Below are 10,524 nucleotides of genomic sequence, written 5' to 3'. Positions count from 1 at the left end.
AAGGGTAAATTACCAATCAATAAAACAAGGCATAAGATAAACTTTACAACTGTTTTTTCAAAGTGAGGGAAACTTCCATGATTTTCCATTCTTGCTCTTCTTTCCTTCTAAGGGTAAGCAAGATTTCTTTTCCTTCTTCGGATTTCAATAATTCAAGGATTTCATGCAGTTGCCAATATTCAGCGGGAAGTTGATTGATTTTGACAATTTCGTCACCTGGTTTTATTCCTAAATTTTCCGCAGGGCTATTTTCACGTACCTCACTGATATAATACTTCCGATCCTCGAGGCTGGCCATTTTCACATCCATCCCACTCATATCATACACAAATGGGGTTCCAAATTTACCCCCTTTCTTGAAAAATAACCTTTCCCGTGGATAGTCAAAAATAACCTGCAATCTGGATATCACATCTGAACCCAGGCTCCCTTTCCTTCCTGAACCAATAATGATGGAAGAATAATCGGTCTCTTCAGGAAATGACGTAATCACCCTTTTAAAACTTAATCTGCCCATGGAATATTTTCTTATCCGACCCACATGGCCAAAAAGATTTCCCCCTAAAGCCCTTCCCAAATGTGTTTCTAGGGTTACCGGGGGTAAAACAATGTCTTCAGAAGTTTCCCTATTTAATAGCAAGCCATGGTTAGCCCCTGTATCAATTAACAATTTGGCCTCTAAATCAGGACCATTGTATTGTTTAATGGTGCTCTGGATATAGGGTTTGTAATTATCAAAATCTAGATTCATTTCCCTATACCCAAAGGGTTTACACTTAAATACATCTTTCCGGTAAAAGGAGATTAACTGATTGTCATAATCGATCTTTACTGGATTGAATTTGAAAAACTCATAACCAAGGATACCATGAATGGGGACACCAATCACTTTATCCAATTCAAAAAAATCTTCAGTAAGGACCAAAATAGCCTGAAAAGTCCCTTCTACAGGGCCCAGATCAAAATGGTTATTGGGAGATACCAATGCAGTTAATACGGTTTTGCCATCAGCGCCCATTAGATTCAACTTGCGGGTATAAAACAAACCCATAGCATCCCCAATGCCCTTACTAAATAAAATATTAGATTTCACTCCTGTATCTAGTAAAAAATTTAGAGGTTCCCCTTTATTTAATGAAACTGGCACTACTACCAGATTATTATGATCAAAAAAAGGAATTTTGACCTTTCTTTTTTCCTCTTTCATGTAAAAGCCCGGTAATTGTGCATGAACCGAGCCAAAGCATATCATGCAAACAATAATAAGAATGGGGTAAAATTTGGGTTGCATGCTTATTTAATTATCGCTTTCCTGTCATAAGATAAAAAATAATTTGGAGTCTTTCATATAGGGTTATGTAAACGGCAAAGCACTTTTTTCTCCGGAATTACCCCCCCATAAAAGCTGGATAATTTAGAATGAAAGCAAATAAGAGCAGAACCATCCCTAGAGGACTGGGCTTGTTTGAATAAATCTAAAAAATCCTGCATCTTTAATCTTTAGAGTAATGATTATGGCAGAAAAATCTATAATAGAGAAAGCAAAAAAAATATTTGAAAACTTTTTGCTCAGGCATGGGAGCAGAAAAACCCCTGAGCGTTTTTCAGTGATTGATGAATTATATGCCTTGCCCCAGGACGAACATATTGATGTAGAAGGCCTTTTCCTCTTGATGCGCAATAAAGGTTATTCAATAAGCAGGGCTACCATATATAATACTTTGGATCTTTTGGTTGAATGTGGATTGGCTGTAAAACATCAGTTCAAAGACAAAGTTGCCCTCTATGAGCAGGCTTTAACCTATAAACATCATGACCACCATGTTTGCAACCAATGCCGAAAAATTAGGGAGTTTTCGGATGAAAGGATTAATTTAATCAAGGAAGCCATGGGCAAGGAATTTGAATCTGCCATTACCAGCCATTCCCTTGTATTGTATGGGGATTGTCAAATTCCAAATTGCAAAAATCTTAAACTAGTATGATCTGTTGTATTTTTGGTATGTATATACCGTATGTTACAATATCCCACCTTCTGTATTAAAATATTTTTTTGATATAACTTTGTTAGTTAAGGCCAGAATTTTATTCTAAGTTCCCATAGGTTTTCAGGATTTTAAATTATTTGTTGTTTTTTTTTATTTAATTATTTTCAATAAAAAACAGGTTCCTAAAGCCTTAAAAATGTGCTAAATACATTTATTTAATTTTTATCCACATTTATCCACACTTATCCACATACAAAGTAATTAACCCTATAAAACACTAAATATCAAGTATTTATAAGTTTTTGTTAAAGTAGAAATTTGTGGATAAACTGCTGTAGGTTAATTTTCACACTTTTGCAAGCGGAAAATTGACCGTGGATAAGTATGCAAACCAAAGATAATTTTAAAGGTCTTGTTCCTGTTGTTGTCGTACCAATCTTTTCCTGTAGGCATTAAAAATCCTGGATTTGGAAATAAACCCAATATACCTGCCATTATCAACTACTGGTAAATTCCACGCCCCCGTATTTTCAAATTTTTCCATTACAGATCGCATACTTTCCGAAGGCTTAATAGTATCAGGCGGGCTATGCATCAATTCACTGATTTGAGTTTGTTCCTGCCTACTCCTGTCAAACATAATATCCCTGATATCGTCAAGGGTAATAATACCATTTAACTGCCCATCTTCATCAACAACGGGAAAAATATTCCTTTTACTTAGTTTCACCAGTCCACAAAGATCTTTTAGATAGGCAGTAGGCCTAATGGGAAGCAAATCCTTTTCCATGATTCTTCGGATATCGATAAGCCCCAGTACCTCCTCGTCTTTGGTCTCAGGGATATGTTTACCCTGTTCAATCAACTGCTTTTTATATAGAGAGTTCTTATCAAAATAACTGGTTGTTACCACCGAAATTGCAGAAACAAGCATCAATGGGACAAAAAGTTCATATCCCCCTGTTACTTCAGCAATAAGGAATATCGCAGAAAGAGGGGCATGCTGCACACCACTCATGACCCCGCACATGGCCACCAATGTAAAATGGGCTAATGGGAGTGGAATATAGGGTCCAAATAGGTTGTTGCTATAAGCAAACAAAAAACCAGTAATACCCCCCACATAGAGGGAAGGAGCAAAAATCCCCCCACTACCTCCACTGCCAATGGTCAGTGCAGCGGCTATGGGCTTGGCAATGATAATCATTGCCAAATAGACCAAAATAAAATAGGGATTATCAATTTTAGAGAAAAAAGGACTGCTGTTCAGCAAATTTTGGGTTTCACCTGAAATTAGGGCATTCAAAATATCGTAACCTTCCCCATAAATGGGAGGAAAGAAGAAAATAATGAGCCCTAAAATGGCTCCTCCATATAGTGGTTTGAGCCATGGGTTTTTGAAACCCTCAAGTATTCTTTCGGTCTTCATCACCGATCGGTTAAAATAAAGGGAAACCAATCCAGTTATAATGCCCAAAAGCAAATAATAAGGCATATGGGCGGCAATGAATTTTTCAGTGATATTAAAGGAGAAGATTATATCTTCGCCAATCAGTAGCATCGTAGTCAACGAGCCTGTCACCGAGGCAATCAACAAGGGGATAAAGGAACTTAGGTTAACTTCCAATAAAATCACCTCTATGGCAAAAATCACTGCACCAATAGGGGTACCAAAGATGGCAGAAATAGCCCCAGCAGCTCCACAACCTATTAACAAAGCCCTTTTTCTAGAATTCAAATGCATCAATGATCCCGAATTGGAACCAATAGCGGCCCCGGTCACCACGATTGGTGCCTCCAATCCCACGGAACCGCCCAAACCCACCGTAAGGCCGGAGGTGATGACCCGACTGTACATTTTTACCCGGGGAATAAGGCTATTCTTCTTGGATATATTATAAAGGATATCAGGGATGCCATGCCCCCCAACATCTTTTACCAAGTATTTCCCCACCCCATAAGCCAGTGAAATCCCTATCAATGGATATATGATATAAAAGAAGTTGGCGTATTCAATGTGAAATCCTTCTGTCAACCAATTTTGGATAATATGAACGGATTCTTTCAGGATGACAGCAGCCAGACCAGATAAAACGCCAATGATCCCACTGAGGATTAAAACAAAGTTCTTGGTACTAATGTGTTTAAGCCGCCAGATTAAAAACCGTGTGATGATGTCTGTTTTTGCCAAAGCGAATTGTGATTGTTATTCTTTAAGGGTATTCGGCGATGTCTTCAAGATACGGCCCAAAAGTAAAAATTTATTATTGCAAAAAAGTATTGCAGCTCATATAATTCTTTAATTTATTGATTTTTAGCCTCATTCCAGAATACATCCATTTCATCTAAAGTCATTTCACCAATTTTCTTGCCAGATTTTTTTGCAGCGGATTCAAGGTATTGAAACCTTTGGATAAATTTCCTATTGGTCTTTTCCAAAGCGTCTTCGGGATTGATATCCACAAATCGGGCATAATTGATCAAGGAAAAAAGTAAATCTCCAAATTCCCCTGTGGCTTTCTCAGCATCCACTTTTTTATCAGAGGTAGCATCAAATTCAGCTTTGAATTCCTGCATTTCTTCTTCCACTTTTTCCCAAACCTGGGATTTTTCCTCCCAATCAAATCCTACACCCCGGGCTTTTTCCTGGATCCGCATGGCTTTGATTAAAGCAGGCAAAGATCGAGGAACCCCTCCCAAGACACTTTGATTACCTTTTTCTTTTAACTTTATCTTTTCCCAGTTTTGCTTTACCGCCTCTTCATCATTTGCCTCGGTATCTCCATAAATATGGGGATGACGACTGACTAGTTTGTCACACAAACTGTGGATGACGTTCCCTATTTCAAAAGCATTAATTTCAGAGGCTATTTTTGAATAAAAAACAATATGAAGGAGAATATCTCCCAATTCCTTTTTAATCTCCTCAAGATCATTATCCAAAATAGCATCGGATAATTCAAAGGTTTCCTCAATTGTAAGGTGACGAAGACTGTCTAAGGTTTGCTTCCGATCCCAGGGACATTGCTCCCTCAATTCATCCATTATGGTCAATAATCGATCAAAAGCCTCTAACTGGGAATTGCGTAAAGAAGTCGTTGACATGGTAGTTAGTGAAACTATTGTATTTGTGTGGACGTTTTCAAAGTATTACGTAAATTTGGGCAAATTAATTGTATATGGCAACTGTATTATTGACCTTAGGTTTTGTGGCATTGTTTTTCATTTTGATGTCTGTAAGACTGATATTTTTGAAAAATGGCAAGTTTAAGGGAACTTGCGCTTCTCAAAATCCCTATTTAAATAAAGATGGGGAAACCTGCAGTTATTGTGGGAAAAAAGTTGATGAAGGCTCGGACTGTGGCAATCCTGATTCAGAAGTCAATAAAGTACTTGCAAAATTCAAATAATAATCCATCCTGATCCCTAGTTTTTTCCTAGGAATTTTCTGTTTCAACTAAACACTTTAACCAGTGGCATTAATTAAATCTATTTCCGGTATCAGAGGTACCATAGGAGGTAAAGTAGGTGGGGCATTGACCCCCTTGGATATTGTAAAATTTGCTTCAGCTTACGGAGCTTGGATAATTGAAAAAACCGGCAATCCAAGGATTGTGTTGGGCCGGGATGCACGGATTTCAGGTGACATGGTTTCCAAATTGGTAACGGCAACCCTCCAAGGACTGGGAATCGATGTGGTAGATTTAGGATTGAGTACCACCCCGACGGTAGAATTTGCTGTTCCCTTGGAAAAAGCAGGTGGTGGAATCATTTTAACGGCCAGCCATAACCCCATTCAATGGAATGCCCTGAAATTATTAAATGGCAAAGGAGAGTTTATCTCCGACCAGGATGGAAAAGAGGTCCTGGAAAAAGCAGAGAAGGAGGATTTTACATTTGCTGAAGTCAAAAAACTAGGCAAGTATACACTAAAAGAGGATTATATAGATCGCCACATTGAACATGTGGTCAACCTTCCCCTTGTGGACAAAGAAGCAATTGCTTCCCGTGGATTTAGGGTGGTGATCGATTGCGTCAATTCTACAGGTGGAATTGTCCTGCCAAAACTATTGAAAGCATTAGGGGTCGATCAGGTAGAAGAAATGTACTGCACTCCAAATGGACATTTCCCTCACAACCCAGAACCCCTTCCGGAAAATCTGAGGGATATTGCTGGAAAACTCAACAATGGTAAATTTGATTTAGGCATTGTGGTGGATCCAGATGTGGACCGATTGGCCTTTTTGACCGAAGATGGTTCTCCCTTTGGAGAAGAATACACTTTGGTAGCTGTAGCTGATTATGTCCTTTCCCATAACCCGGGCAATACTGTCTCCAACTTAAGTTCTACCCGTGCTCTCAGAGATGTAACTGAAAAGCGTAGTGGAAGCTATAATGCAGCTGCAGTTGGAGAGGTAAATGTGGTTGAGAAAATGAAAGCCACCCAAGCGGTAATTGGTGGGGAAGGCAACGGAGGAGTCATCTATCCCGAATCCCATTATGGAAGAGATGCTTTGGTAGGCATTGGCTTGTTCCTAACCCATTTGGCCAAATTTGGCCATTCCATTAGCCGCTTGAGAGCGAGTTACCCCAATTATTATATTTCCAAAAACAAAATAGAACTTACTCCGGAAATCAATGTAGATGCTATCCTGGATGAAATAAAAAGGAAATATAAAAAACAACCTATTAATGATATTGATGGGGTAAAAATTGAATTTGAAAAGGAATGGGTTCACTTAAGAAAATCAAATACTGAACCCATCATCCGGATATATTCTGAATCAGAAACATTGGCTACAGCAGAACACTTGGCCAACAAACTGATTTACGATATCAAAGAAGTGATATCAGCCAGAAAATAATATTCCCTAAGTACCAATGAAGGTTTATTTAGACAATGCAGCCACTACTCCTCTGGATGAGCGGGTGTTAGAAGCCATGTTGCCTTATATGAGGAATCACTTTGGCAATCCTTCCTCTGTCCATTCGCATGGGCGAGAGGTCCGCACTGCTATTGAAAAATCCAGAAAAAAAATAGCTCACCTGCTGAACGCTTCCCCTGGTGAAATATTCTTTACCTCCGGGGGAACCGAAGCGGATAATACAGCTTTGCTTTGCGCAATAGAAAGTTATGGCATAAAACATGCTATTACCTCCCCTATTGAACACCACGCAGTATTGCATACTCTGGAAGCCTGTGAAAAAAAAGGATTGATCCAATTGAGTTATGTTCATCTCGATAAAAAGGGGGAGTTAAACCTGGAACATTTAAAGGAGCTACTTGAAAAAAACCCTTCCTCTTTGGTATCCCTGATGCATGCCAATAATGAGATAGGAAACCTTAGTGACCTGCATGCCATTGGTAAGCTTTGCCAGGAATTTGGCGCATTTTTTCATTCGGATACAGTCCAAACCATGGGACACTATTCCCTGGATCTCCAAAATTTACCCGTTGACGCAGTAGCAGCCGGTGGGCACAAGTTCCATGGACCTAAAGGGTCAGGAATTTTATATGTCAATAAAAACAAGAAAATCCATCCCTTGATTTTAGGTGGATCCCAGGAAAGAAGCATGCGGGGAGGAACAGAAAATGTTTATGGCATTGTAGGAATTGCCAAAGCATTTGAACTTGCCCAGGAAGAAATGGAATCCCGTAGGAGCCATATCAAAATGCTGAAGAAGCGTTTTATAGAACTGGTAACAGCTGCTATCCCAGGGGTTCAGTTTAATGGTTATTCGGGGGATATGGACCAAAGCCTTTATACCATTTTGAATGTTAGCTTGCCTCCATCTGAAGAAAATGAAGGAATGCTTTTGTTCAATTTGGATTTGAATGGAATTTCCGTTTCAGGCGGATCTGCCTGCAGCAGTGGGGCATTGGTGGGCTCCCATGTATTAAGGGCATTGGAAGCTGACCCAAAAAGGGATGCAGTTCGTTTTTCGTTTTCTCATTTCAATACAATAGAAGAAATTGATTACACGGTAGCAAAATTGAAGGAACTTTACGGCATTGTGGCCTAATTATTTTCATTATTTGCTAAAATGGTAAATGCTCCCAATCTATGTTTCCTCCTGATAGGATCAAACCTACTTTCTTTCCTGCAAAAACCTTCTTATTGGCCAATATGGCTGCAAGGGCTACAGCGCTACTTGGCTCCACCACCAACTTCATCCGTTCAAAAATCAATTGCATAGCTTCCACAATTTCCTTGTCCGTAACGGTAAAAATATCCTCACCAAGTGCCAATATTATTTCAAAATTCCGTTTACCCAAAGAAGTCAATAATCCATCAGCAATAGTTTTGGGATTTTTTAAAGGAATATATTTTTTGGATTTAAAGCTCTGATAGGCATCATCAGCCCCTTTTGGTTCCCCTGCATAAACGGGTGTTTTTTTTGATTTGTAATGTGTGGTAAGAATGGTACCAGCAAATAAACCTCCACCCCCAACAGGAGTAATCAATGCATCAAAAGGAATCTTTTCTTCCCACATCTCAAGGGCACAGGTGGCCTGTCCTTCAATGACATCCATATGATCATAAGGAGGAATATAGCTGGCCCCGGTATTTCTAAGGACCTCTTCCAATTTGGCCTCCCGGAATTTTTGCCCAGGTTCGCATTCTATAATTTCACCTCCATAACCCTTTACCGCATCTTTTTTTATTTGCGAGGAATTGGAAGGCATAACGATGTAGGCCTTATTACCACAAAGATTGGCAGCCAAGGCCAAGGCCGCAGCATGGTTTCCACTACTATGGGTGGCTACGCCTTTTTCCCTTTGACTTGGGGAAAGTTTAAGTAAAGCATTAGTAGCACCCCGAGCCTTAAAGGATCCCACTTTTTGTAAATTTTCACATTTGAAAAATATTTCACAACCTGCCATTTTATCAATGGTTGAGCAGGTCATGATGGGGGTACGGTGAACATAGGCCATAATCCGTTGATAAGCCTGTTTGATTTCTATTAATTTGGGAAATCTATAATTCTCCATTTTCCTTATAATTAGGGCGATTAATTCACAATAAATTTTTTTGTTTAAATTACTAGGGATGGAAAAAATTAAGCATTTACTTAAAAAGGCCTCATTTTTCCCTATTATGGGGCAAAAGTTGACCCCAGAAAATACAATATACTTTGATTTTTCTGAATCCAATAATGATTTAGAAAAATTAAATTTGGCAGATATGGCTAGCTTTAGTCAATATGTGCCAGAGATATTGGACAAAAATGGGAAAAAATTTGGTTATGGAGGGTATTTGGAACATCGGAGCTTTTACAAAAGAAGCCCTGTGTTTGCTACTCCATCCGGAGAATACCGAAACATTCATTTGGGGGTAGATATATGGGCCAATATAGGCCATCCTGTTTTTGTGCCCATGGATGGGGAAATTCACAGTTTTTTTGATCATGATGAATTGGGAAATTACGGACCAGTAATCATTTTAAAACATCAAATTGAAGGGATTTATTTCCATAGTCTCTTTGGACATTTGTCGAAAAAAGACCTTACCGGGCTGGAAAAAGGAAAGAAAGCAAAGGCCGGGGAAATCATAGGACATATTGGAGCCTATGAGGAAAATGGCAATTGGCCACCTCACCTTCATTTCCAATTGGTGATAGATATGGAAGGGCAAGAAGGGGATTACCTTGGTGTATGTGCTGAAAGTGACCTTGAAAAATATAAAAACAATTGCCCAGATCCTTCATGGTTAATATTTCCAAAAAATTAATTCCCCCACAAAAATATAATTCAATAAACCCTGACTTTTATCATTTTAATCCCTAATTAAATTTTCCTAATTTGTTGAGGAAATAATCTATTGCCACCCAATATTTTAAAGGGTAATAATGGATTCATGTTTTTTTTAATTAGTAGTGTATGAGTTTTTGGCAAACTACAAAAAGGAAATTATTCCGGTGGAACCTTATCCCTCCCCACAAGTGGAGAAAACCTGCAATTGTACTAGTAGCTGCCATTTTCGGCTTAGGAATTTATGTTCTAAGGTTAAGCAATGCCGCATCTTATCTTTCAGATGATCCACAAGCATGCGTAAACTGCCACCTAATGACTCCCCAGTACATTACCTGGACCCACAGCTCGCATCGGGAGGTAGCCCACTGTAATGACTGCCATGTTCCACATGACAATGTATTCAATAAATATTTTTTCAAGGCCAAAGATGGGCTTTACCATGCCTCCATATTCACATTAAGACAAGAACCGGAGGTTATAAGGGCCTTGGAACCTTCAAGAGCAGTAATCCAAAGTAATTGCATACGCTGCCACCAAGACCAAGTCACTGATGCCAAGTTGATGAGTTTTGTAGAACATCATAGTGAAAACCGTACGGACAGGACTTGCTGGGAATGTCATAGAGATGTTCCCCATGGTAAAATAAAAAGCCTTTCATCTGTGGGTTATCAGATTGAACCTATTAAAGAATATACATCAGAGGAAATGGAAGTAATACCAGCCTGGTTAAAATCTTCCATGAAAAAACATAAAGACCAACAGCAATCAAACAAATAGGGT

10 protein-coding genes are annotated in these 10,524 nt (G+C 39.0%); 6 read left to right on the top strand and 4 right to left on the bottom strand.

The genetic code is table 11. The features are described 5' to 3' along the window. Positions 1–43: 43 nt before the first annotated feature. The gene (locus tag QWY93_RS07275) at positions 44–1,207 is read right to left on the bottom strand and encodes an aspartyl protease family protein (RefSeq protein ID WP_290247515.1); all 1,164 of its coding nucleotides are present in this window, start codon (positions 1,205–1,207) and stop codon (positions 44–46) included. A gap of 307 nt (positions 1,208–1,514) precedes the next feature. Here QWY93_RS07275 and QWY93_RS07270 point away from each other — a divergent pair, with 307 nt between their 5' ends. Further along, positions 1,515–1,985: a Fur family transcriptional regulator gene (locus tag QWY93_RS07270; protein WP_290248835.1), complete on the top strand. Its 471-nt coding sequence runs from the start codon at positions 1,515–1,517 to the stop codon at positions 1,983–1,985. 406 nt (positions 1,986–2,391) lie between these two features. Here the strand turns inward: QWY93_RS07270 and QWY93_RS07265 are convergent, their stop codons facing one another. Next, positions 2,392–4,179, bottom strand: a complete 1,788-nt coding sequence (locus QWY93_RS07265; protein ID WP_290247514.1) for a chloride channel protein — start codon at positions 4,177–4,179, stop codon at positions 2,392–2,394. A 113-nt stretch (positions 4,180–4,292) separates the two neighbouring features. Further along, complete coding sequence (gene mazG / locus QWY93_RS07260) at positions 4,293–5,093, bottom strand: nucleoside triphosphate pyrophosphohydrolase (RefSeq protein ID WP_290247513.1); 801 nt, start codon at positions 5,091–5,093, stop codon at positions 4,293–4,295. Positions 5,094–5,167: 74 nt separating this feature from the next. Here mazG and QWY93_RS07255 point away from each other — a divergent pair, with 74 nt between their 5' ends. From QWY93_RS07255 to QWY93_RS07245, 3 genes are all read left to right on the top strand, one after another. Further along, entirely contained in the window at positions 5,168–5,398 is a 231-nt protein-coding gene (locus tag QWY93_RS07255; RefSeq protein ID WP_290247512.1) for a hypothetical protein, read from the top strand. Positions 5,399–5,461: 63 nt separating this feature from the next. Beyond that, positions 5,462–6,853 (top strand): phosphoglucosamine mutase, encoded by a 1,392-nt coding sequence (glmM, locus tag QWY93_RS07250; protein ID WP_290247511.1) that lies wholly within the window; start codon positions 5,462–5,464, stop codon positions 6,851–6,853. Between the two features lie 16 nt (positions 6,854–6,869). After that, positions 6,870–8,012, top strand: a complete 1,143-nt coding sequence (locus tag QWY93_RS07245) for a cysteine desulfurase family protein (RefSeq protein WP_290247510.1) — start codon at positions 6,870–6,872, stop codon at positions 8,010–8,012. 16 nt (positions 8,013–8,028) lie between these two features. Here QWY93_RS07245 and QWY93_RS07240 read toward each other — a convergent pair whose 3' ends face one another. Beyond that, positions 8,029–8,982: a threonine ammonia-lyase gene (locus QWY93_RS07240; protein ID WP_290247509.1), complete on the bottom strand. Its 954-nt coding sequence runs from the start codon at positions 8,980–8,982 to the stop codon at positions 8,029–8,031. A 58-nt stretch (positions 8,983–9,040) separates the two neighbouring features. Between QWY93_RS07240 and QWY93_RS07235 the strand changes: the two genes are divergently transcribed. Together QWY93_RS07235 and nrfH are read left to right on the top strand one after the other, a co-directional pair. Beyond that, positions 9,041–9,721 (top strand): peptidoglycan DD-metalloendopeptidase family protein, encoded by a 681-nt coding sequence (locus QWY93_RS07235; RefSeq protein WP_290247508.1) that lies wholly within the window; start codon positions 9,041–9,043, stop codon positions 9,719–9,721. A 149-nt stretch (positions 9,722–9,870) separates the two neighbouring features. Then, on the top strand, positions 9,871–10,521 hold the full coding sequence (gene nrfH / locus QWY93_RS07230) for a cytochrome c nitrite reductase small subunit (protein ID WP_290247507.1): 651 nt from the start codon (positions 9,871–9,873) through the stop codon (positions 10,519–10,521). Positions 10,522–10,524: the final 3 nt, after the last annotated feature.

It is taken from the genome of Echinicola jeungdonensis (assembly GCF_030409905.1).
In the GTDB taxonomy this organism is placed as follows: Bacteria; Bacteroidota; Bacteroidia; order Cytophagales; family Cyclobacteriaceae; genus Echinicola; species Echinicola jeungdonensis.
This window is presented reverse-complemented; position numbering and strand designations above follow the sequence as displayed.